The organism is Marinactinospora endophytica, from assembly GCF_054780875.1.
The window spans coordinates 214,051-236,615 of sequence record NZ_BAAGVM010000009.1 but is presented as its reverse complement, the minus strand read 5'-3'; the positions used below and the strand labels follow the sequence as shown (position 1 = coordinate 236,615).

Sequence of the window (22,565 nt, the reverse complement as noted above, 5' to 3'; positions counted from 1 at the left end):
TGGTGCGGGTCCTGGGGGGCCGGGTGAGGTGCCTGGGGGTGCGGGGTATCCGGGGGCCGGTGGGCCGCCGGGTCCGGAGCGGCCGATGGGGCCGCCCGGTTCTGTGCCGCCGTCGGGTCCGGCCGGTGGGCCGCCCCCGGGCGGTCATCCGCGTGGTGGCCCGCCCGGCTCCGAATCCCGGACGCCGTCGGGGTCTGGTGCGGGTCCTGGGGGGCCGGGTGAGGTGCCTGGGGGTGCGGGGTATCCGGGGGCCGGTGGGCCGCCGGGTCCGGAGCGGCCGATGGGGCCGCCTGGTTCTGTGCCGCCGTCGGGTCCGGCCGGTGGGCCGCCCCCGGGTGGTCATCCGCCCGGCTCCGAGACCTGGATGCCGCCGGGGCCCCACCCTCACCAGGGACCGGCGCAGGGCCATGCCCAGAGCGGCTACGGGGGATACGGCGCGCCGCCCACGGGCGGGATCGCCGAGTGGTGGCAGCGGCTGGTCGCCCGCATCATCGACGCGGTGATCGTGTTCGTCCCGGTCTTCCTGGTCAACCTCCTGCTCGGCAGCGTCCTGCTCTCGGCGCGTCCGATCCTGATCGATCCGGAGACCAACCAGGTCGTCCCATCGGGATCACTGGTGGCCATGACGCTGCTGATGCTGGTCATCTCGACCGTCATCGTGCTGCTCTACGAAGGACTGTGCCTGATGAAGTGGGGGGCCACGGTCGGCAAACGGGCGCTGGGCCTGCGGGTCGTCCCGCAACGGGGACCCCGGGGAGTCGGGCTGCCGCCGGGAACCTCTTTCCTGCGCGCGCTCGCCTGGTGGATCTACGTTCCGCTGAACTTCGTTCCGGTGGTCAGCTGGTTCAGCTGGTTGTGGCCGATCATCAACGGTCTGTGGCCCTTGTGGGACCGTCCGGACCGGCAGTCGTTGAACGACAAGATCGCTCGCACGGTCGTGGTGCGCGGCTGATTCCGCGAGGAATCACATCCCCGGCGAGATCACCCGGGACGAACGGCTCCGCTCAGGTACTACATTTTGTAGTAGTTCTCGTGAGAGCGAAAGGAGCCTCGTCATGGCAACGGGGGCGTCGTGCGCCTGTGGGATGAGCCGACGGAGACTGCTGGGCGCCGCCGGAGTGGCGGGAGTCGCCGCCGTGGGAGCGAGCGGATGCGGAGGGCCCGAGCCCACGCCGCACGACAACCTGCACGGCCAGGTGATCGCGCAGACCGGTGACGTCCCCGTGGGCGGCGGCATGATCAGCATGTCCGACAAACTGGTCATCACCCAGCCCGAGGAGGGCCGGTTCAAGGCGTTCAGCGCGGTGTGCGCGCACGCGGGGTGCACCGTGCAGGAGATCACCGACCACATCCGCTGCCTGTGCCACGGCAGCCGGTTCGACATCGCGACGGGCGAGGTCCTCGCCGGCCCCGCGACCGAGCCGTTGGAGGCCTTCGAGGTGAGCGTGGACGGCACCGACATCACGCTGGTGTGAAGGAGCCGGTCCGGGTCGTGGCAGGGGCCGCGCGCCGCGACCGGAAACGGGGTGGGCGCGGGGTGCGATCGCACCCCGCGCCCACCCCGTTTCACTCCTCCGGCTCCTCCGCGTCGCGGTCCTGGCGCGCGGCCTGGTCGCGCAGCCGGGAGGAAGGCCACAGGGAGGCGTAGGGCTCCCCCCGCTCGCGGCCGATGAACTGGGTCCGGTTGCGCGGCAGGGACTCCGGAAAGTTGGTGCGGATGTAGGTGACCAGGTGCTCGCGCAGGTCGCAGCACAGGTCCCAGCGGGCGTCGGCGTCGGCCGTGGTGACCACCGCGCGCAACTCGATCAGTCCGCTCTCCAGCACGTCGGTGGCCTGGAGCGACCAGCGGCGGCCGTCCCACAGCGGGTGGGCCGAGACGAACGAGCCGACCTCGGCGCGGATCTTGTCGATCGGCACCTCCCAGTCGACGCGCAACAGGACGGCCCCGGTGATGGGGGTTCCCTGCTTGGTCCAGTTCTCGAAGGGGTTGGTGGTGAAGTGCGACACCGGTAGCACCAGCCGGCGTTCGTCCCACAACCGCAGCGTCACGTTGGTGAGGCTGAGCTCCTCGACCCGGCCCCACTCTCCCTGGAACACGACGATGTCGTTGATGCGCAGCGCGTCGCTGAAGGCGAGCTGTAGCCCGGCGAACAGGTTGCCCAGGGTGGACTGGGCGGCGACACCGGCGACGATGCCGATGAGGCCGGCGGAGGCCAAGAGCCCGGCGCCCAGCGCCCTGACCGCGGGGAAGGTGAACAGGATCGCGGCCACGGCCAGGACGCCGATGATCGTGGCGATCACCCGGCGCAGCAGCTTGACCTGCGTCTGCAGGCGCCGGGCACGCCGGTCGGCGTCACCGTTGTGGACGGCCAGCCGGTCCAAGACGATGTCGGTGATCGCGTAGGCGATGCTGAGCGCGAGCCAGGTGATCGAGGCGACCATCGCGATCTGCATGCCGTGCTCGAACGCGAGGTACCAGCTGCGCTCGTCGAAGGCGGAGCGCCCGGGCAGGGCGATGTTGGCGCCGATCACCACCGCGCTGGCGTAGGCCGGGTAGCGGCAGCGCTGCACGAGCGGCCGGACGTTGCCCCAGACCTTCGAGAGCTGGTGGGTCAGGAGCCAGTGCACGGCGGAGACCAGCCCTACCGCCACGGCGATGCAGACACCCAGGGCGATCCAGGATTCAAGCGGCACGGGAACAAAGCCCCCTCATGTCTAGGAGAATGCCCGGTATCGAACACAACCTAGACCATCCGGATACTCAATCGTGACGTTGTGAAGCGTGGTCATCGGCACGTGGGGCGCCGGGCAGGGCGATCCGGACGTGCTCACGCCGGTGGGGGTGCGAGATGTCACCGCCGCCCAGCACAATGGGGGTATGGCAGCGCAACCCCAACTGCGGCCCGTGCCCGGCTCCATCCCGACCGATCCCGGCGTCTACCGCTTCCGCGACGCGCACGGCAGGGTCATCTACGTCGGCAAGGCCAAGAACCTGCGCGCCCGCCTGTCGTCGTACTTCCAGGACTTCGCGGGCCTGCACCCGCGTACCCAGAACATGGTCTCCACCGCCGTGGACGTCGACTGGACGGTGGTGGCCACCGAGGTCGAGGCCCTCCAGCTGGAGTACTCCTGGATCAAGGAGTACGAACCGCGGTTCAACGTCCGTTACCGCGACGACAAGAGCTATCCCTACCTCGCGGTCACCCTCAACGAGGAGTTCCCCCGGGTCCAGGTCATGCGCGGGGCCAAGCGCAAGGGGGTCCGCTACTTCGGGCCCTACGGCCACGTGTGGGCCATCCGCGAGACCGTGGACCTGCTGCTGCGCGTCTTCCCGGTGCGGACCTGTTCGGCGGGGGTGTTCCGGCGGGCCCGCTCCAGCGGGCGTCCCTGCCTGCTCGGCTACATCGACAAGTGCTCGGCCCCCTGCGTCGGGCGCGTCGACGAGGCCGAGCACCGCGCGCTCGCGGAGGACTTCTGCTCCTTCCTCGCCGGCGACACCGGCCGCTTCATCAAGGAGCTGGAGGGACGGATGCGCGCCGCGGCGGCCGAGCAGGAGTACGAGCGCGCCGCCCGCATCCGTGACGACATCCAGGCGCTGACCACGGCCCTGGAGAAGCAGGCCGTCGTCCTTCCCGACAGCACCGACTGCGACGTCATCGCCTTCGCCGAGGATCCGTTGGAGGCGGCCGTCCAGGTGTTCTACGTGCGCGGCGGGCGTATCCGGGGCCAGCGCGGCTGGGTGGTCGACAAGGTCGAGGACGTGGGCACCGGAGCCCTCGTCGAGCGTTTCCTGGCCCAGACCTACGGCGGCGCGGATCCCGCCGGAGCCGACGAGGACGCCCCTGACGGGCCGGCCGCGGTGATCCCGCGCGAGGTGCTGGTCTCGCAGCCCCCCGCCGACCTCGAAGCGGTCACCGCCTGGCTCGCCGAACGCCGCGGGGGCCGGGTCGACCTTCGGGTCCCGCAGCGCGGTGACAAGAAGGCGCTGCTGGACACGGTCGCCAAGAACGCCGAACAGACCCTGGCCCGCCACAAGACGCAGCGGGCCGGCGACCTGACCACGCGCAGCAAGGCCCTCGGCGAGATCCGCGACGCGCTCGGGCTGGACGAGGCCCCACTGCGCATCGAGTGCTACGACGTGGCCAACCTCCAGGGCACCCACGTCGTCGCCTCGATGGTGGTGTTCGAGGACGGACTGCCCCGCAAGTCGGAGTACCGCCGTTTCAGCGTCCGCGGCAGCGGCTCGGGCGGGGCCGAGCAGAACGACGTCGCCGCCATGCACGAGGTCATCCACCGCAGGTTCAGCCGCTACCTGGAGGAGAGCCAGCGCGCCGGCGAACTCGCCACCCTCGGCGACCCCGAGGCGGCGCACACGGCGGGCGGGAACGCCGGCGACTCCCGGGAACGCCCCGCGAAGTTCGCCTATCCCCCTAACCTGGTGGTGGTGGACGGGGGCAGACCCCAGGTCCAGGCCGCCCAGCGGGCGCTGGAGGAGCTGGGGATCGAGGACGTGGCGGTGTGCGGCCTGGCCAAGCGTCTAGAGGAGGTGTGGGTTCCCGACGACGAGGACCCCATCATCCTCCCGCGCGCGAGTGAGGGACTATACCTGTTCCAGCGGGTGCGCGACGAGGCGCACCGCTTCGCCAACACCTACCACCGCCAGAAGCGGGCCAAGGCGCTCACCACGAGCGCCCTTGACGAGGTTCCGGGGCTGGGGCCGGCCCGGCGCAACGCGCTGCTGCGGCACTTCGGGTCGCTGCGCAGGCTCGCCGCGGCCTCGACCGAGCAGATCGCCGAGGTTCCCGGCATCGGGGAGCGGACCGCCGCGGTGATCGCGGCGGCGTTGGCGGGTACCGGAGGCGGGCAGAGGACCGTGCAGGACGCATCAGACGAGGGCGAGCGTGAACATGGGGGATGACCAGGTGACGGAGAACCTCGGCGGAGAGCTCCCGCCGGAAATCGTCATCGTCACGGGGATGTCGGGGGCGGGACGCAGCACGGCGGCCAGGGCGTTGGAGGACCTCGACTGGTTCGTCGTCGACAACCTCCCGCCGGGGTTGCTGTTCACCATGATCGACCTCGCCGGACGGACCCAGGGCGCGGTGCCCAGGGTCGCGGCGGTCGTCGACGTGCGCAGCCTGGCCTTCACCGAGGACCTCCTGTCGACGGTCGAGGAGCTGCGCCGGCGTGGGATCGCGGCGCGGGTGCTGTTCCTGGAGGCCGGCGACGAGGCGTTGGTGCGCAGGTTCGAGGGGGTGCGCCGGCCCCACCCGCTCCAAGGCGACGGACGCCTCACCGACGGGATCACACGCGAACGCGAGCTGCTGCAGGCCATCAGGGGCGAGGCCGATCTCGTCATCGACACCTCGCAGCTCAACGTCCACCAGCTCAAGGCCAAGGTCATCGGGTTCTTCGGGGCGGCCCAGGAGGCCCACCTGCGCGCGAACGTGGTGTCCTTCGGGTACAAGTACGGCCTGCCGGTCGACGCCGACCTCGTCATCGACTGCCGTTTCCTGCCCAACCCGCACTGGGTGCCCGAGTTGCGCCCGATGACCGGCCAGGACACGCCGGTCAGCGAGTACGTGCTCTCCCAGCGCGGGGCCAAGGAACTGCTCGACGCCTACACCGAGGTGTTGCGCCTGCTCGTCGCCGGCTACCTGCGCGAGGGCAAGCACTACATGACGCTCGCGGTGGGGTGCACCGGGGGCAAGCACCGCAGCGTCGCCATGGCGGAGCGGTTCAGCGAGCGGCTGCGCGAGGAAGGGCTCGAGGTCCACGTCGTCCACCGAGATCTGGGACGCGAGTAGCGTGGAGCCCGCCGCCACCCGGATGGGCGGTGGGCGAGTGGCCGGGGCGCGTGGCGGTTCGTAGCATTGCCTTCACCCCTCAGGGCCGCCGGCGCCGGTGCGCGGCCCGCACAGCGGGCCCGTGGCCCGCGAACGGATCGGACAGAGGTACGCACACTCAGATGTCGGGCTACGAGGACGCGAACGCGGACGCCGGATACGCGGATGGGGCGCTGCCGCCACGGGTGGTGGCGCTCGGGGGCGGGCACGGTCTGTACGCCTCGCTGTCGGCGCTGCGCAGGGTCACCACCGATGTCACCGCGGTGGTGACGGTCGCGGACGACGGCGGTTCCAGCGGTCGGCTTCGACGGGAACTGGGTGTGCTGCCACCGGGTGACCTGCGCATGGCGCTGGCGGCGCTGTGCGGGGACGACGAGTGGGGGCACACCTGGAGCGAGGTGATCCAGCACCGATTCCGCTCCGAGGGCGAGCTGCACGGTCACGCGGTCGGCAACCTCCTCATCGTCGCGCTGTGGGAGCTGCTCGGCGACTCGGTCGCCGGCCTGGACTGGGTCGGCCAGCTGCTGGGGGCCCATGGCCGGGTGCTGCCGATGTCCTCGGTGCCGTTGGACATCGTCGCCGAGGTCGAGGGGGTCGACCCCGCCCGGCCACACGAGGTGACGACCGTGCGCGGCCAGGTCGCCTGCGCCAGCACCCGTGGCCGGGTGCGTTCCATCTCGCTGGTGCCCGACACCCCTCCCGCGTCGCCGCAGGCGCTCAAGGCGGTCCGCGAGGCCGACTGGGTGGTGTTCGGCCCGGGCTCGTGGTTCACCAGCGTCCTGCCCCATCTGCTGGTGCCCGACCTGGCCGAGGCGCTGGTGTCCACGCGGGCCCGCCGGGTCGTGGCGTTGAACCTGTCCCCCCAGCGGGGCGAGACCGACGACTTCGCGGCGCACACCTATCTCGAGGTGCTGGCCGCGCACGCCCCGAGGTTGCGCATCGACGTGGTGCTGGCCGACCGGGGGGTGGTCGAGGACCCCGCGGAGCTGAGCCGGGCGGTGGAGAAGCTCGGGGGGCGCCTGGTGCTGGCCGACGTGGCCGCGGCCGACGGCACGCCCCGCCACGATCCGGACCTGCTCGCCGCGGCCTTCGACGAGATCTTCCACGCGTGAGCGGATGACGCTCCGCCACGTCCGGCGATCCGGTCCGCGCGGGCGATATCGGGAATCTCTCCAACGTCGGTCACCGTCGTGAATGCGGCTCACCGCGGTGACCAGCGATGCCGGACACGCCCGCGAGGGCGTGGCGCATCTGCGATGGGCCAGTAGTCTGCCACGAAGGGCGCTCCGTTCTTCTTTCGGCGTCCGGCGTGAGCAGAATTCCAGGGGGAGGGACCGCATCCATGGCGATGACCGGCGTGGTGAAGGACGAGTTGAGCCGGCTGACCGTTCTCAAACCATGCTGCCGCAAGGCCGAGGTCTCCACGATCCTGCGCTTCACGGGTGGACTGCACCTCGTGAGCGGGCGGATCGTCATCGAGGCCGAGCTCGACACGGGGGCGGCGGCCCGGAGGCTGCGCAAGGACATCTCCGAGGTGTTCGGCCACGAGTCCGAGGTCGTCGTCCTGGCGCCGAGCGGGCTGCGCAAGGGGAACCGCTACGTGGTGCGGGTGATCAAGGACGGTGAGAGCCTGGCCCGGCAGACCGGGCTCATCGACAACAACGGCCGTCCGGTGCGCGGACTGCCCCGCCACGTCGTCGCCGGGGGCGCCTGTGACGCCGAGTCGGCGTGGCGTGGCGCCTTCATCGCGCACGGGTCGCTGACCGAACCGGGGCGGTCCATGTCCCTGGAGGTCACCTGCCCGGGCCCCGAGGCCGCGCTGGCCCTGGTGGGCGCGGCACGGCGGCTCAAGGTCCACGCCAAGGCCCGTGAGGTGCGCGGGGTGGACCGCGTGGTCGTGCGCGACGGCGACTCCATCGGCGCCCTGTTGACGCTGTTGGGCGCCCATCAGAGCGTGCTGGCCTGGGAGGAGCGCCGGATGCGGCGCGAGGTGCGGGCGACCGCCAACCGGCTGGCCAACTTCGACGACGCCAACCTCCGGCGCAGCGCGCGCGCCGCGGTGGCCGCGGGGGCCAGGGTGGAGCGCGCGTTGGAGATCCTGGGCGACGACGCCCCCGACCACCTGGTCGCGGCGGGGCGGCTGCGCCTGTCGCACAAGCAGGCGTCGCTGGAGGAGCTGGGGCAGCTCTCCGACCCGCCGTTGACCAAGGACGCCATCGCCGGTCGTATCCGAAGGCTGCTCGCGATGGCGGACAAGCGGGCGGCAGACCTGGGGATCCCCGGCACCGAGGCCAACCTGACGCCCGACATGCTGGTTCCCTGAACACGGTGGCGCGCGCGGCCGGGATGGGGCAAAATTTCGCCGAAATGGTCTAGACCCTTTTCGGGGCGGGTGCAAGGATGGTCCCCCGGCACCCGGCGTCGCCGTGACGGGCGGGCCCACCGCCTCTGCCTGCCGGGATTCCGATAGGGTCGGTAACGACCCCAGACGCACGTCCCCGCACGCGAGGGACGCGCCGGGCCGCGATCAGCGACTCATCGATACGTGAGGAGATTGGTTCCGTGACCATCCGTGTAGGCGTGAACGGCTTCGGTCGGATCGGCCGCAACTTCTGGCGTGCGGTCCAGGCCGCCGGGGGCAGCGATGTCGAAATCGTCGCGGTCAACGACCTCACCGACAACGCCACGCTCGCGCACCTGCTCAAGTACGACACCGTCCTCGGCACCCTGGACGGCGAGGTCGAGGTCGGCGAGGACAGCATCAGCGTCGGCGGCAAGAGCATCAAGGCCCTCGCCGAGCGCGACCCCGCCGCCCTGCCCTGGGGCGACCTGGGCGTCGACGTCGTCATCGAGTCGACCGGCCGCTTCACCAAGGCCGAGGACGCCAAGAAGCACATCGAGGCCGGCGCCAAGAAGGTCATCATCTCCGCCCCGGCCAAGGGCGAGGACCTGACCGTCGTCATGGGCGTCAACGACGACAAGTACGACCCCGCCAAGCACCACGTGGTGTCCAACGCCTCCTGCACCACCAACTGCGTGGCGCCGATGGCCAAGACGCTGCTGGACAACTTCGGCATCGTCAAGGGCCTGATGACCACGGTCCACGCCTACACCAACGACCAGGTCATCCTCGACTTCCCGCACAAGGACCTGCGTCGCGCCCGCGCCGCCGCGCAGAACATCATCCCCACCACCACCGGTGCCGCCAAGGCCACCGCGCTGGTGCTGCCCGAGCTCAAGGGCAAGCTCGACGGTCTGGCGATGCGCGTTCCGGTGCCGGACGGCTCGGTCACCGACCTCGTGGTCACCCTGGAGCGCGAGGTCACCAAGGAGGAGGTCAACGCGGCGTTCAAGGCCGCCGCCGAGGGCCCGCTCAAGGACGTCCTGCGCTACACCGAGGACCAGATCGTCTCCTCCGACATCGTCGGCACCTCGCCCTCCTGCACGTTCGACGCGAGCCTGACCATGGCCTTCGGCAACCAGGTCAAGATCGTGGGCTGGTACGACAACGAGTGGGGTTACTCCAACCGTCTCGTCGACGTCGTCAAGCTCGTCGGCGCCGGTCTGTAGACGCCGTCCACGGCATCCGGTGACGCCCTTCCCCGCGGGGAAGGGCGTCACCGCCCATGTACACGCCTTCTCAGGAGGGAAGCAGCATGCGGACGATCGAGGACCTCGACGTCACGGGCCGCCGCGTCTTCGTCCGGGCCGACCTGAACGTGCCGTTGGACGGTGACCGCATCACCGACGACGGCCGTATCCGGGCGAGCCTGCCCACCATCAACGCGCTGCGCGAGCGCGGCGCGCGCGTCATCGTCGGAGCGCACCTGGGCCGCCCCAAGGGCCAGGTCAAGCCCGAGTTCTCGCTGCGCCCGGTCGCCGCGCGCCTGGGCGAGCTGCTCGGTGCCGAGGTGCGCTTCGCCACCGACACCGCGGGCGAGTCCGCTCGTGAGGTCGCCGGCGCGCTCGCCGACGGCGAGGTCGCGCTGGTGGAGAACCTGCGTTTCGAGCCCGGCGAGACCAGCAAGGACGACGCCGAGCGCGGGGAGTTCGCCGACCGGCTGGCCGCGCTGGCCGATCTCTACGTGGGCGACGGTTTCGGCGCCGTGCACCGCAAGCACGCCAGCGTCTTCGACCTGCCGCGCCGCCTGCCGCACGCCGCGGGCCGCCTGGTCTTCACCGAGATCGACGTGCTGCGCCGGCTCACGGAGTCCCCGCAGCGTCCCTACGCGGTGGTGCTCGGCGGCTCCAAGGTCTCCGACAAGCTCGGGGTGATCGAGAACCTGCTCGGCACCGCCGACCGCATCCTCATCGGCGGTGGCATGGCCTACACCTTCCTCGCGGCCCAGGGGCACGAGGTCGGCACCAGCCTGCTGGAGCGCGACCAGATCGACACGGTCCAGGAGTACCTGCGCCGGGCGGCCGACAAGGGCGTGGAGTTCGTCCTGCCCGTGGACGTCGTGACCGCGGACCGCTTCGCCGCCGACGCCGACCGCCGGACCGTCGACGCCGACTCCATCCCGGCCGACCGGATGGGCCTGGACATCGGTCCGCGCTCCGCCGAGCTGTTCGCGGCCAAGCTCGCCGACGCTCAGACGGTCTTCTGGAACGGGCCGATGGGCGTGTTCGAAATGGAGCCGTTCGCCGGCGGGACCCGGGCGGTGGCCCAGGGCCTCATCGACTCCGGCGCCTTCACCGTGGTCGGTGGCGGGGACTCCGCCGCCGCGGTGCGTTCGCTCGGTTTCGACGAGAGGGCCTTCGGTCACATCTCCACCGGTGGTGGAGCCAGCCTGGAGTACCTCGAAGGCAAGACGCTGCCCGGTATCGCGGCACTGGAAGACGAGTAGGAAACCCCCATGGCCAACGCCAAGCGCAAGCCGCTGATCGCGGGCAACTGGAAGCTGAACAACAACCACTTCGAGTCGATCAAGCTGGTTCAGCAGCTCGCGTTCTCCCTCAACGACGCCGACTTCGACGCCACCGAGGTCGTGGTGCTCCCGCCCTTCACCAGCCTGCGCAGCGTGCAGACGCTGGTCGACGGCGACAAGCTGAACATCGGGTACGGGGCCCAGGACATCTCCCAGCACGAGAAGGGCGCCTACACCGGTGAGATCTCCGGTGGGATGCTCGCCAAGCTCGGCTGCTCCTACGTGCTGGTCGGTCACTCCGAGCGGCGCCAGTACCACCGGGAGGACGACGCGATCGTCAACGCCAAGGCCAAGGCGGCGCTGGCGTCCGACATCACCCCGATCCTGTGCCTGGGCGAGGGGCTGGACGTGCGCAAGGCCGGCGACCAGGTCGCCTACACCCTCGCCCAGCTGGAGGCCGGGGTGAAGGACCTCACCGAGGAGCAGGTCCGTCGTCTGGTGATCGCCTACGAGCCCGTCTGGGCGATCGGCACCGGTGAGGTGGCCACGCCCGAGGACGCCCAGGAGGTGTGCGGGGCGCTGCGCGTGCGTCTGGGCGAGCTGTACACGCCTGAGGCGTCGCGCGAGACCCGTATCCTCTACGGCGGATCGGTCAAGGCCGACAACATCGCCGGCATCATGGCCAAGAGCGACGTGGACGGTGCCCTGGTGGGCGGTGCCTCCCTCAAGGCCGAGGAGTTCGTCAAGCTGGTCCGCTTCCGCGACCAGGGATGACGTGGCGCGGTGGGGCGGGGGAGCACCCGTCCCACCGCCATCCGACGGGAACCGGCCCGCGCCGCCGCGGGCCGGGGTAAAATCGAGTATTGTCCCGGGCCCCTACGCCGGGCCTCCGGTCGAACCGGGCGGCGCACCAAGGTCGCGGGGCCCTCAGGTCGTCGATCCCCCTGGTGGGGCTTGAGTTACGGGTGAGCACGTGATCCTGGGTCTGTCCATCGTCGTGATGCTCTGCAGCGTCTTGCTGATCATGCTGGTGCTGCTCCACAAGGGCAAGGGCGGCGGCCTCTCCGACCTGTTCGGCGGCGGTGTCACCTCCTCCCTGGGCGGATCGTCCGTGGTCGAGCGCAATCTCGACCGCCTGACGATCGTCACCGCGCTGTTGTGGATCGTGTGCGTCGTCGTGCTCGGCCTGTTGATCAACCGGGGGGCTTGATCCCTCTTACGTAATCGTGCCCGCGCGGCCCGGGCGCGCGCCCGGCACTGACGCGACCGTGCGGAGCGCGCATCGAGTTTCCCCTCGCGGGGGGCTTGTTCGCCGAAGGAGTTTTTTCGTGGGTAGTGGCAGCGCCATTCGTGGCAGCCGCGTTGGTGCAGGACCGATGGGCGAGGCCGAGCGCGGCGAGTCCGCGCCGCGCATCCGGGTCCCCTTCTACTGCGCCAACAAGCATGAGGTCGTGCCGAGCTTCTCGCACGAGGCGCAGGTCCCCGACGAATGGGACTGCCCCCGGTGTGGTTTCCCCGCTGGCAAGGACCCGGACAACCCGCCCGCTCCGCCGCGCACCGAGCCCTACAAGACGCACCTGGCCTACGTGAAGGAGCGCCGCAGCGACGCCGACGGCCAGGCCATCCTGGAGGAGGCGCTGGCCAAGCTCCGCGCCGACCGTGCCGCCGTCGAGGCCGCGATGCGGGGGTGACCCCGCCTTACGACGCGCCCGCCCCTCATGTCCGGGTGGGCGCGTCGTCGTTTTCACGGGGTCCCTCGACGGGCGGGGTCGGTGTCCGTCCGCCCAGCCGGCGGGTCAGCTCGGCCGCCGCGTCGCGGACCCGTCCGGCCAGTGCCGTGTCCGTGACCGGCCGGGCCTGGGGAACGGTCAGGCTGATCGCGGCGACCGGTGTCCCGTTGTGGTCGAAGGCCGCCGCGGCGACCGACCGGAACCCCTCGGTGACCTGGCCCTCCTCGGCGGACCAGCCGCGGCGGCGTTCCAGCGCCAACGTGTCGCGCAGCTCGCCGGGGGAGCCTGGACCGAGTCCGGTGCGGCTGACGAAGCGCGCGGTGTCGGGATACAGGGCGCGGACCTGTGCGCGGGACAGGTGGGCGAGGAGCGCGCGGCCGGATGCGGTCAGGTGGGCCGGAAGCCGCACCCCCACCCCGGTGATCAGCGCCGGGGCGTGTGCCGGGCGCTCCTTGAGCAGGTAGAGGGTGTCGCGGCCGTGCAGGACACCGAGATGGGCGGTCGCGCCGGTCTCCTGGGGCAGCCGGGCGAGGAGGGGGCGGGCCAGCCGCTCCAACGGGTCGTGGCGCAGGTAGGCCGATCCGACCTCGAAGGCGGCGACGCCCAGGCCCCAACGGCGTTCCTCGGGAAGGTGCGTGACGAACCCCTCCGCCGCCATGGCCTGGAGGAGCTGATAGGCGCTCGACCGGGGGAGTTCCAGGGCGCGGGCAACGGCCCCGGCCGTCACGGGCCCGGGCTGGGCGGCGAGAAAGCGCAGGACGCGTAGGGCGCGGGTGGCCGAGGGGACGTGGGACATGGGGGAATTGTCGCCGCTGGGGGAGCGGTCGGGAAGCCCGGGGGAGAGGACCGGGAATTTAGTTTAAGATTCAACTGTTTACCAGGGTGGGAAACAGAGAAGCGACCAGGGAGCCCGAACATGAGCGTGCAACCGGCGGGAATCCACCACGTCACCGCGATCGCCGGCGACCCCCAGGCCAACGCCGACTTCTACCTCAACGCACTGGGGATGCGCCTGGTCAAGTGGACCGTCAACTTCGACTCTCCCGACACCTACCACCTCTACTACGGCGACCGAGCGGGCAACCCCGGGACGATCATGACCTTCTTCCCGTGGCCGGGCGCGCCCAAGGGACGCCTGGGCGCCGGACAGGCGACGGTCACCTCCTTCTCCGTGCCCGAGGGATCGATCGGCTGGTGGCAGCGTCATCTCGCCGCGCTGGGGGTGGAGGCCACCCGCCCGACCGAACGGTTGACGGAGGACGTGCTGAGCCTGCGCGATCCCGACGGACTCGTCCTCGAACTGGTCGCCGGCCCCGACCACCACGACACCGACCCCTGGGACGGCGGGGCCGTACCGGTCGAACACGCCATCCGGGGCATCCGCTCGGTGACGCTGACCGAGCACGACCACGAGCGCACCGCCGACATGCTGGCCGGGCGGCTCGGATTCACCCTGGCCGGCGAGGAGAAGGGCCGTCTGCGCTTCCGCACCGCCGGCGCGGCCGACGGCGTCGGCACCCTCCTCGACGTGGTCGCCGCGCCAAAGGCCCCCCGCGGCCACGTCGCGGCGGGCACCGTCCACCACGTCGCCTACCGGGCCCCCGACCAGGAGGCCCAGAGCGCGTGGCGCAGCGCCCTGCTGGAGGACGGCGTCGACGTCACCGAGATCCGCGACCGCTCCTACTTCACCTCGATCTACTTCCGCGAGCCCGGTGGGGTGCTGCTGGAGATCGCCACCGACGGCCCCGGGTTCGACTACGACGAGCCCCTGCTGGAGCTGGGACGCCGGCTGAAGCTTCCGCCGTGGCTGGAGCCCAACCGCGCCCAGATCGAGAAGTCCCTGCCCGCCGTCACGTTCGGGGAGGAGGGGTGAGCGCCCTCGGCTTCGTCCACCTCTTCGAACCCGCCACACGGCCGGACGCCGACACCCTCCTCCTGCTGCACGGGACCGGGGGCGACGAACACGACCTGCTCGGGCTCGGCCGGACGCTGGCGCCGGGCGCCGCGTTGCTGTCGCCACGGGGCAAGGTCGACGAGAACGGCGCGGGCCGCTGGTTCCGCAGGGTGCGGGAGGGTGTGTTCGACGTGGACGACGTCATCCGCCGCGCCCACGAACTCGGTGACTTCGTCGAGGAGGCGGCCGGTGCGTACGGCGTCGACCCGTCCGGGCTGACCGCCGTCGGTTTCTCCAACGGCGCCAACATCGCGGCCGCGTTGCTCCTGCTGCGTCCGGGGCTGCTGCGCGCGGCCGTCCTCCTGGCGCCGGCGGCCCCGTTGCAGGGACGCCGGCCCGAACCGGTGGACCTGACGGGGACCCGGGTGTTCGTCGGGGCGGGAACCAGCGACCCGATCACCCCGTTGGACCAGGCGGAGCTGCTCGTGGAGCAGCTTCGCGAGCGCGGCGCGGACGTGTGGTTGCGGACGCACGCCGGCGGCCACGCTCCCTCCCCCGAGGTGGTGGCCGACGCGCGGACCTGGCTGGCGGGTCCGCGGCCGGCCTCCTGACAACGACGTCTCCCCAGCCGCGCGTCCGTCCCGCGCGGATCGGAAGGGCGCCCCACAAGGGCGCCCTTCCCCGTCCCGCCCACCGGCACGGTCCGCCAGGACCGGCGAGGGACCCCGCGGCCGGCCCGTCGCCGTGACGAGAGGCCGGTACCGGCCGGACCTTCCGGCCCGGGACTCCACGGCACGGCCCGCCCACGGGGCCGCGTCCCCCGGGGCGTCTGAAATACCGGACACGATCGCCGTGCCGCTTCCCCGCGCGCGGCCCTTCCTGTCGTCCAATGGGGGCATGTCCGCCTTCGTCTCCATCAGCCCCACCCCCCTGGCCCCACGGCACGTCGTCGAGGTCGCCCGACACGACACACCGGTACGTCTCAGCGACGAGGCGCGCGCGGCGCTGGCCCGGGGACGCGAGCATGTCGACGCGCTGGCCGGCAGGGACCAGCCCGCCTACGGCGTGAGCACCGGATTCGGGGCGCTGGCCACGCGCTTCATCACCCCGGGTCTCAGGGCCCGGCTCCAACGCTCGTTGATCCGCTCGCACGCCGCCAGCACCGGCCCCGAAGTCGAGCGCGAGGTCGTGCGCGCCCTGATGCTGCTGCGGCTGCGCACCCTGGCCTCCGGACGTACCGGCGTGCGCCCACGGACCGCCGAAACGCTCGCCGCCCTGCTCAACAGCGGGATCACCCCGGTCGTCTACGAGTACGGCAGCCTGGGATGCTCGGGGGACCTCGCGCCCCTGGCCCACGTGGCGCTGGCCCTCACCGGCGAGGGGGAGGTGCGCGACAGGGAGGGGCGGATACGCCCGGCCGCGGAGGCGCTGCGCGAGGCGGGACTGGAGCCGGTCGAGCTCGTCGCGAAGGAGGGGCTCGCGCTCATCAACGGGACCGACGGCATGCTGGGCATGCTCGTCCTGGCCTGCCACGACCTGCGCGCCCTCCTGGGCGTCGCCGACGTCAGCGCGGCGATGAGCGTGGAGGCGCTGCTCGGTACGGACCGGGTGTTCGCCGCCGACCTCCAGGAACTGCGCCCCCACCCCGGCCAAGGGGTCGCGGCGGCCAACATGCGCGCGCTGCTCGCCGACTCGCCGATCGTCGCCTCCCATCGGGGCCCCGACTGCACGCGCGTCCAAGACGCCTATTCGCTGCGCTGCGCGCCGCAGGTCGCCGGCGCGGCCCGCGACACGCTGGCGCACGCCGAGACGGTGGCGGCGCGCGAACTCGCCTCGGTCATCGACAACCCGGTCGTCCTGGCCGACGGAAGGGTCGAGTCCAACGGCAACTTCCACGGCGCGCCGCTGGCCTACGTGCTGGACTTCCTGGCGATCGCCGTCGCCGACGTGGCCTCGATCGCCGAACGGCGTACCGACCGGATGCTCGATGTCGCCCGCTCCCACGGCCTGCCCGCCTTCCTCGCCGACGACCCCGGGGTGGACTCGGGGTACATGATCGCCCAGTACACCCAGTCGGCGATCGTCGCCGAGCTCAAACGGCTCGCGGTTCCCGCCTCCGTCGACTCCATCCCCGGGTCGGCCATGCAGGAGGACCACGTCTCCATGGGCTGGTCCGCCGCCCGCAAACTACGCCGGGCCCTCGACGGGCTCACCGACGTGCTGGCCGTCGAACTGTTGACCGCCGCCCGAGCGCTGGACCTGCGCGCCCCCTTGGCGCCGGCCCCCGCCACCGCCGCCGTCGTCTCCGCGGTGCGCGCCCACGTCCCGGGGCCCGGTCCCGACCGGCACCTGGCCCCCGAGATCGCCGCCGTCGCCCGCCTTGTACGCGACGGCACCATCCTCGCCGCGGCCCGTTCCGCGGCCCGGATCGACTGAACCGGCAGGAAGGAACCGGCATGGACAACGGAGCACCCCGCACCGTGCGCGCGCCCCGCGGCGCCACCCTGACCGCCAAGGGCTGGCAACAGGAGGCGGCGCTGCGGATGCTGCACAACAACCTCGACCCGGAGGTCGCCGAACGCCCCGACGACCTCGTCGTCTACGGCGGGACCGGGCGGGCCGCGCGCGACTGGCGCAGCTTCGACCGGATCACCGCCTCCCTGCGCGAGCTGGCCGACGACGAGACGCTGCTCGTACAGTCCGGACGCCCGGCGGGGATCCTGCGCACCTCCGAATGGGCGCCGCGGGTGCTCATCGCCAACGCCAATCTCGTCCCCGACTGGGCCAACTGGGAGGAGTTCCGCCGCCTCGACGCGCTGGGCCTGACCATGTACGGGCAGATGACCGCGGGCTCGTGGGTCTACATCGGTACCCAGGGCATCCTCCAGGGCACCTACGAGACCTTCGCCGCGGTCGCCGCCAAGAGGTACGGCGGCAGCCTGGCCGGAACGCTCACGGTCACCGCGGGGCTGGGAGGCATGGGGGGCGCGCAGCCGCTCGCCGTCACGATGAACGGGGGCGTCGCGATCGTCGTGGAGTGCGACGAGGAGCGGATCCGACGCCGCCTGCGCACCGGCTACCTCGACGTACGCGCCGACGACGTCGACGAGGCGGTGCGCCTGGCCGAGGCGGCGCGCGCCGACCGCCGCCCCTTGTCCGTCGCCGTTCCCGGCAACGCCGCCCTGGTCCTGCCGGAGCTGTTGCGCTGCGGCGTCCCCGTCGACGTCGTCACCGACCAGACGTCGGCGCACGACCCGCTCAGCTACCTGCCGGCCGACGTCGCCTTCGAGGAGTGGCACTCCCGCGCCGACGCCGACCCCGAGGGGTTCACCCGCCGGGCCCGCGAGTCGATGGCCGCGCACGTCGAGGCGATGGTCGGCTTCCGCGACGCGGGGGCGGAGGTGTTCGACTACGGCAACTCCATCCGCGACGAGGCCCGGCGCGCCGGCTACGACCGGGCGTTCGAGATCCCCGGCTTCGTCCCCGCCTACATCCGGCCGCTGTTTTGCGAGGGGAAGGGACCGTTCCGGTGGGTGGCCCTGTCGGGGGACCCGGCCGACATCGCGCGGACCGACCAGGCCGTGCTCGACCTGTTCCCCGACAACGAGCCGCTCGCCCGGTGGATCCGCCTGGCCAGGGAGAAGGTCGCCTTCCAGGGGCTTCCCGCCCGCATCTGCTGGCTCGGCCAGGGCGAGCGGGCCGCCGCCGGCCTGCGCTTCAACGAGCTCGTCGCCGCCGGCGAGGTGGGCGCGCCCCTGGCGATCGGCCGCGACCACCTCGACACGGGATCGGTCGCCTCGCCCTACCGCGAGACCGAGGCGATGCTGGACGGCTCCGACGCGATCGCCGACTGGCCGCTGCTCAACGCGCTGGTCAACACCGCCTCGGGGGCGTCGTGGGTGTCGATCCACCATGGCGGCGGGGTGGGCATGGGCCGCTCCGTCCACGCCGGCCAGGTCAGCGTCGCGGACGGGACCGCGCTCGCCGCGGCCAAGCTCGAACGGGTCCTCACCAACGACCCGGCGACCGGGGTGTTGCGCCACGTCGACGCGGGCTACCCCCAGGCGGAGGAGACCGCGCGGCGGCATGGGCTACGGGCACCGATGCGCGAGGGGTGAGCGGCTCGTCCAACGGCGCGCGACCCGGCCGACCGGCGGAGAGGGCGACACCACCCCCGCCGGTCGGACCGCGGCGGTTCCGACGCGGGACACTGCCAGAGCAACCCCGTGGGGAAGACGACGAGGAGACACCCGAGTGAGCACGACCTTCGACGAACTGTGGAGCGGACTGCACCCCATCGGCCGGAACCGCGCGGGGGGCGGCTACCGGCGTTTCTCCTGGACCCCCGCCGACGCCGAGGCCCGCGCCTGGTTCACCGCCGAGGCCCGCGCGCGCGGGCTGAGGGTGGAGACCGACCGCAACGGCAACCTGTGGGCCTGGTGGGGCGAGCCCGCTCCCGGCGCCGTCGTCACCGGCTCCCACCTCGACTCGGTGCCCGACGGGGGCCCCTTCGACGGGCCCCTTGGAGTGGCCGGTGCCCTGGCGGCCGTCGACCTGCTCAAGGAACGGGGGTTCACCCCCTCCCGGCCCATCGCCGTCACCGTCTTCGTCGAGGAGGAGGGGGCCCGCTTCGGGGTCCCCTGCCTGGGAAGCCGGCTGCTGACCGGTGCCATCGCGCCCGAGCGCGCCCGCGGCCTCGCCGACGCCGACGGCGTCACCTGGGCCTCGGCGGCGGCCAGAGCCGGGGTCGACCCGGAACGGATCGGCGCCGACCCCGAGCGTCTCGCGCTGATCGGGACGTTCGTGGAACTCCACATCGAACAGGGCCGCGCGCTGGCGGGACTGGACGCGCCCGTCGGGGTCGCCGGCGCGGTGTGGCCGCACGGACGCTGGCGGCTGGACTTCACCGGGCAGGCCGACCACGCCGGGACCACGCGGCTGGCCGACCGCAACGACCCCATGCTGCCGTTCGCCGAAACCGTGCTCGCCGCCCGTTCGGGCGCCGAGGCCTACGACGCGGTCGCGACGATCGGACGGGTCCAGGTGACCCCCAACGGGACCAACGCCATCCCCTCCCGGGTGCGCGCCTGGCTGGACGCCCGGGCGCCCGAGGACGTGACGTTGCGCGCGCTCGTCGAACACGTCAACGAGGTCGCGCGGCGCAGCTCGGTCCAGCACGGTGTCGCGCTGGCCAGCTACCAGGAGTCGTTGACCCCCATCGTGAAGTTCCAGACCGATCTGCGGGACCGCGTCGCCGCGATCGTCGGGGGCGCCCGACCGGCTCCGGTGCTGGCCACCGGGGCCGGCCACGACGCGGGCGTGCTCGCCGCCGCCGTGCCCACGGCGATGCTGTTCGTGCGCAATCCCACCGGGGTCTCCCACGCCCCCGAGGAGAGCGCGGAACGGGCCGACGTGCACGCCGGGGTGGTGGCGCTGGCCGACGTCCTCGCCGACCTGGCCGGTACGGGATGACCGGCCGCGCGGGCCCCGGCGCCCGCTACTGGTGCGCGTGGGCGTGGAGCGGGCAGGGGGAGAACCCGATCGAGTCGGCCGTGCTCGTCGACGTCGGAGCCGACGGCCTGATCGCCGACGTCACCACGGGGGTGCCCGCCCCGCCCGGTGTCCCACGGCTGGCCGGCCTGACGCTTCCGGGCATGGCCGACGTCCACTCGCACGCCTTCCACCGGGCGTTGCGCGGACGCACCCACGGGGGCACCGGGTCGTTTTGGACCTGGCGCGAGCAGATGTACCGGGTCGCCGCCCGGCTCACCCCGGACTCCTACCATCGGCTCGCCCGCGCGGTCTACGCCGAGATGGCCCTGGCCGGGATCACCTGCGTGGGGGAGTTCCACTACCTGCACCACGGACCCGACCGGACCCGTTACGGCGACCCCAACGCGATGGCGCTCGCGCTCGTCGCCGCGGCGGGCGACGCCGGCATCCGCATCACCCTGCTCGACACCTGTTACCTGGCCGGCGGCCTGGGGCCCGACGGACGCCACCTGCCCTTGGCGGGGCCCCAGGAGCGGTTCGGCGACGGTGACGCCCACGCCTGGGCCGAACGGGTCTCCCGGTTGCGTCCCGAGGGCGGTCACGCCCGCGTGGGGGCCGCGGTGCACTCGGTGCGCGCGGTCCCCCGCGCCCAGATCCCCGTCGTGGTCGAATGGGCGCGCGCGGCCGACGCGCCGCTGCACGTCCACCTCTCGGAACAGCCGGCCGAGAACGAGGCGTGCCGGGCCGCCACCGGCCTCACCCCCGCGGGACTGCTCGCCGACACCGGCGCGCTGGGGCCCGCCACCACCCTGGTGCACGCCACCCATCTCACCGACAGCGACGTGGGAGCGATCCGGGCCTCGGGGACGACGGTGTGCCTGTGCCCGACGACCGAACGCGACCTGGCCGACGGCCTGCCGCGCACGGCGGACCTCGTCGCCGGGGCCGGCGGCGACCCCGGGGTCCGTCTCACGCTGGGCACCGACGCCCACGCCCAGATCGACATGTTCGAGGAGATGCGCGCGGTGGAGCTGCACGAGCGGCTGCGCACCGGACGGCGCGGGACGCTGCGCGCCGCAGAGCTGGGCCGGGCGGCCATGGCCTCCGGGCACGCCGCGCTGGGCTGGACGCGGCACGGGGAGCCGCCGGCCGGCGTGATCCGGCCGGGGGCGCGAGCCGACCTCGTCGTCCTCGACCTCGACGGCGTCCGGCTGGCCGGGACGGATCCCGCGCGCGCCGCCGAGGCCGCCGTGTTCGCCGCGACCTCGGCCGACGTCCGCCACGTCATGGCGGACGGGCGCTGGATCGTCCGAGACGGCCGGCACACGATGATCCCCGACGCCGCCGAGCTTCTGGACGCCGCGATCAAGGAGGTACACGCATGACCACCACGTCGACCCCTGTCCCCCGATCGTTGCTCGTCGACCGGATCGGCGTGCTCGTCACCAACGACCCCGGGGCGGGGGAGGGGCGGCTGGGGCGGATCCTTGACGCCGCGCTGGTCGTCGAGGAGGGGCGGGTGGCCTGGACGGGGCCGGCCGGCCGCGCTCCGGCCGCCGATGCGCGGGTGGACGCGGCCGGGCGCTGCGTCGTGCCGGGCTTCGTCGACAGCCACTCCCACATCGTGTTCGCGGGCGACCGCGGCGCGGAGTTCGCGGCGCGGATGGAGGGGCGCGCCTACGAGGCGGGTGGCATCCGGTCCACGGTGGCCGCCACCCGCGCCGCCTCCGACGACGCCCTTCTCGCCAGGGCCACCGAGCTGCTGGGCGAGGCCCGCGCCCAGGGGACCACGACCCTGGAGATCAAGTCGGGCTACGGGTTGACCGTCGCCGACGAGGAACGCGCGCTGCGCGTGGCGGCGCGCCTCACCGAGGAGGTGACCTTCCTCGGCGCCCACGTCGTGCCCCAGGAGTACGCCGCCGACCCCGCGGGCTACGTCGATCTGGTCACCGGGCCGATGCTGCGGGCCTGCGCGCCACACGCCCGCTGGATCGACGTGTTCTGCGAGCGGGGCGCGTTCGACGAGGAGGCGGCCCGGCGGGTGCTGACCGCCGGGCGCGAACACGGGCTGCTCGCCCGGGTCCACGGCAACCAGCTCGGCCCGGGGCCGGGGGTCGGTCTCGCCGTGGAGCTCGGGGCCGCCTCGGTGGACCACTGCACCTACCTCGACGGCGCCGACATCGCCGCGCTCGCGGATCCGGCCTCCTCGACCGTGGCGACCCTGCTGCCCGGCGTGGACTTCTCCACCCGCGCCCCCTATCCGGACGCGCGGGCCCTGCTGGACGCGGGCGCGACCGTCGCCCTGGCCACCGACTGCAACCCCGGTTCCTGTTTCAGCACGAGCATGGCGCTGTGCATCGCCCTGGCCGTGCGCGAGATGCGCATGACCCCGGACGAGGCGCTGTGGGCCGCCACCGAGGGAGGCGCCCGGGCGCTGCGCCGTGACGACATCGGGCATCTGCGGGTGGGCGCCCGCGCCGACCTGGTGCTGCTGGAGGCCCCCGACCCGCTCTACCTCGCCTACCGGCCGGGAGTCCCCCAGGTCGCGGCGGTCTGGAAGGACGGGGAGCGGGTCGCCGGCCGGGCGTGAGGCCCCGTCCGATCGGCGAACCGACACGGGAAACAGGCCCTAACACCGCCGTAGCGCCGTGGAAACCTTGTCCGCTCATCCTTGGACATGGCACGACGAAAGCCATCGAAAAGGGCGGAAGTCCTCTTCGGGGCGTGGCCACCG

20 protein-coding genes are annotated in these 22,565 nt (G+C 72.6%); 18 read left to right on the top strand and 2 right to left on the bottom strand.

The window, feature by feature from the left end; genetic code table 11:
- Nucleotides 1–364 precede the first annotated feature (364 nt).
- Both ACYVHU_RS18190 and ACYVHU_RS18185 read left to right on the top strand, forming a co-directional pair.
- Nucleotides 365–952 (top strand): RDD family protein, encoded by a 588-nt coding sequence (locus ACYVHU_RS18190; protein WP_144390148.1) that lies wholly within the window; start codon nucleotides 365–367, stop codon nucleotides 950–952.
- Nucleotides 953–1,055: 103 nt separating this feature from the next.
- Nucleotides 1,056–1,475, top strand: coding sequence for a Rieske (2Fe-2S) protein (locus ACYVHU_RS18185; RefSeq protein WP_235001016.1), 420 nt, complete (start codon nucleotides 1,056–1,058; stop codon nucleotides 1,473–1,475).
- Between the two features lie 91 nt (nucleotides 1,476–1,566).
- On the opposite strand, the gene ACYVHU_RS18180 is transcribed toward ACYVHU_RS18185, so the two are convergent.
- On the bottom strand, nucleotides 1,567–2,694 hold the full coding sequence (locus ACYVHU_RS18180; RefSeq protein WP_078762385.1) for a mechanosensitive ion channel family protein: 1,128 nt from the start codon (nucleotides 2,692–2,694) through the stop codon (nucleotides 1,567–1,569).
- A gap of 184 nt (nucleotides 2,695–2,878) precedes the next feature.
- Here ACYVHU_RS18180 and uvrC point away from each other — a divergent pair, with 184 nt between their 5' ends.
- The 9 genes from uvrC to ACYVHU_RS18135 all read left to right on the top strand — a co-directional run bounded on the left by uvrC (nucleotide 2,879) and on the right by ACYVHU_RS18135 (nucleotide 12,405).
- Nucleotides 2,879–4,918, top strand: coding sequence for an excinuclease ABC subunit UvrC (uvrC, locus tag ACYVHU_RS18175; RefSeq protein WP_498949089.1), 2,040 nt, complete (start codon nucleotides 2,879–2,881; stop codon nucleotides 4,916–4,918).
- A 4-nt stretch (nucleotides 4,919–4,922) separates the two neighbouring features.
- Nucleotides 4,923–5,807 (top strand): RNase adapter RapZ, encoded by an 885-nt coding sequence (gene rapZ / locus ACYVHU_RS18170; protein ID WP_078762578.1) that lies wholly within the window; start codon nucleotides 4,923–4,925, stop codon nucleotides 5,805–5,807.
- A 161-nt stretch (nucleotides 5,808–5,968) separates the two neighbouring features.
- Nucleotides 5,969–6,958, top strand: coding sequence for a gluconeogenesis factor YvcK family protein (locus ACYVHU_RS18165; RefSeq protein ID WP_078762386.1), 990 nt, complete (start codon nucleotides 5,969–5,971; stop codon nucleotides 6,956–6,958).
- A gap of 230 nt (nucleotides 6,959–7,188) precedes the next feature.
- On the top strand, nucleotides 7,189–8,169 hold the full coding sequence (gene whiA, locus ACYVHU_RS18160; RefSeq protein ID WP_078762387.1) for a DNA-binding protein WhiA: 981 nt from the start codon (nucleotides 7,189–7,191) through the stop codon (nucleotides 8,167–8,169).
- 239 nt (nucleotides 8,170–8,408) lie between these two features.
- Entirely contained in the window at nucleotides 8,409–9,416 is a 1,008-nt protein-coding gene (gap, locus tag ACYVHU_RS18155; RefSeq protein WP_078762388.1) for a type I glyceraldehyde-3-phosphate dehydrogenase, read from the top strand.
- Between the two features lie 86 nt (nucleotides 9,417–9,502).
- Complete coding sequence (locus ACYVHU_RS18150; protein ID WP_432939608.1) at nucleotides 9,503–10,693, top strand: phosphoglycerate kinase; 1,191 nt, start codon at nucleotides 9,503–9,505, stop codon at nucleotides 10,691–10,693.
- Nucleotides 10,694–10,702: 9 nt separating this feature from the next.
- Nucleotides 10,703–11,488, top strand: coding sequence for a triose-phosphate isomerase (gene tpiA / locus ACYVHU_RS18145; protein WP_078762390.1), 786 nt, complete (start codon nucleotides 10,703–10,705; stop codon nucleotides 11,486–11,488).
- Nucleotides 11,489–11,687: 199 nt separating this feature from the next.
- Entirely contained in the window at nucleotides 11,688–11,924 is a 237-nt protein-coding gene (secG, locus tag ACYVHU_RS18140; protein ID WP_078762391.1) for a preprotein translocase subunit SecG, read from the top strand.
- Between the two features lie 118 nt (nucleotides 11,925–12,042).
- The gene (locus ACYVHU_RS18135) at nucleotides 12,043–12,405 is read left to right on the top strand and encodes an RNA polymerase-binding protein RbpA (RefSeq protein ID WP_078762392.1); all 363 of its coding nucleotides are present in this window, start codon (nucleotides 12,043–12,045) and stop codon (nucleotides 12,403–12,405) included.
- A 25-nt stretch (nucleotides 12,406–12,430) separates the two neighbouring features.
- On the opposite strand, the gene ACYVHU_RS18130 is transcribed toward ACYVHU_RS18135, so the two are convergent.
- Nucleotides 12,431–13,240, bottom strand: a complete 810-nt coding sequence (locus ACYVHU_RS18130) for an IclR family transcriptional regulator (protein ID WP_498949085.1) — start codon at nucleotides 13,238–13,240, stop codon at nucleotides 12,431–12,433.
- Nucleotides 13,241–13,360: 120 nt separating this feature from the next.
- On the opposite strand from ACYVHU_RS18130, the gene ACYVHU_RS18125 reads away from it, so the two are divergent.
- The 7 genes from ACYVHU_RS18125 (at nucleotide 13,361) to hutI (ending at nucleotide 22,421) form a co-directional block, all read left to right on the top strand.
- Complete coding sequence (locus ACYVHU_RS18125) at nucleotides 13,361–14,317, top strand: ring-cleaving dioxygenase (RefSeq protein WP_498949083.1); 957 nt, start codon at nucleotides 13,361–13,363, stop codon at nucleotides 14,315–14,317.
- Nucleotides 14,314–14,949, top strand: coding sequence for an alpha/beta hydrolase (locus ACYVHU_RS18120; protein WP_078762395.1), 636 nt, complete (start codon nucleotides 14,314–14,316; stop codon nucleotides 14,947–14,949). Before ACYVHU_RS18125 ends, ACYVHU_RS18120 begins: the two co-directional genes overlap by 4 nt.
- Nucleotides 14,950–15,235: 286 nt before the next feature.
- Nucleotides 15,236–16,774 carry a histidine ammonia-lyase gene (hutH, locus tag ACYVHU_RS18115; protein ID WP_498949080.1) on the top strand — a complete coding sequence of 513 codons (1,539 nt, stop codon included), beginning with the start codon at nucleotides 15,236–15,238 and terminating at the stop codon, nucleotides 16,772–16,774.
- 20 nt (nucleotides 16,775–16,794) lie between these two features.
- Nucleotides 16,795–18,456 carry a urocanate hydratase gene (hutU, locus tag ACYVHU_RS18110; RefSeq protein WP_498949078.1) on the top strand — a complete coding sequence of 554 codons (1,662 nt, stop codon included), beginning with the start codon at nucleotides 16,795–16,797 and terminating at the stop codon, nucleotides 18,454–18,456.
- Between the two features lie 136 nt (nucleotides 18,457–18,592).
- Nucleotides 18,593–19,810, top strand: a complete 1,218-nt coding sequence (locus ACYVHU_RS18105; protein WP_235001017.1) for an allantoate amidohydrolase — start codon at nucleotides 18,593–18,595, stop codon at nucleotides 19,808–19,810.
- Nucleotides 19,807–21,216, top strand: coding sequence for a formimidoylglutamate deiminase (locus ACYVHU_RS18100; RefSeq protein ID WP_432939620.1), 1,410 nt, complete (start codon nucleotides 19,807–19,809; stop codon nucleotides 21,214–21,216). The genes ACYVHU_RS18105 and ACYVHU_RS18100 overlap by 4 nt, the downstream gene beginning before the upstream one ends.
- Nucleotides 21,213–22,421 carry an imidazolonepropionase gene (hutI, locus tag ACYVHU_RS18095; protein WP_078762399.1) on the top strand — a complete coding sequence of 403 codons (1,209 nt, stop codon included), beginning with the start codon at nucleotides 21,213–21,215 and terminating at the stop codon, nucleotides 22,419–22,421. The genes ACYVHU_RS18100 and hutI overlap by 4 nt, the downstream gene beginning before the upstream one ends.
- Nucleotides 22,422–22,565 lie beyond the last annotated feature (144 nt).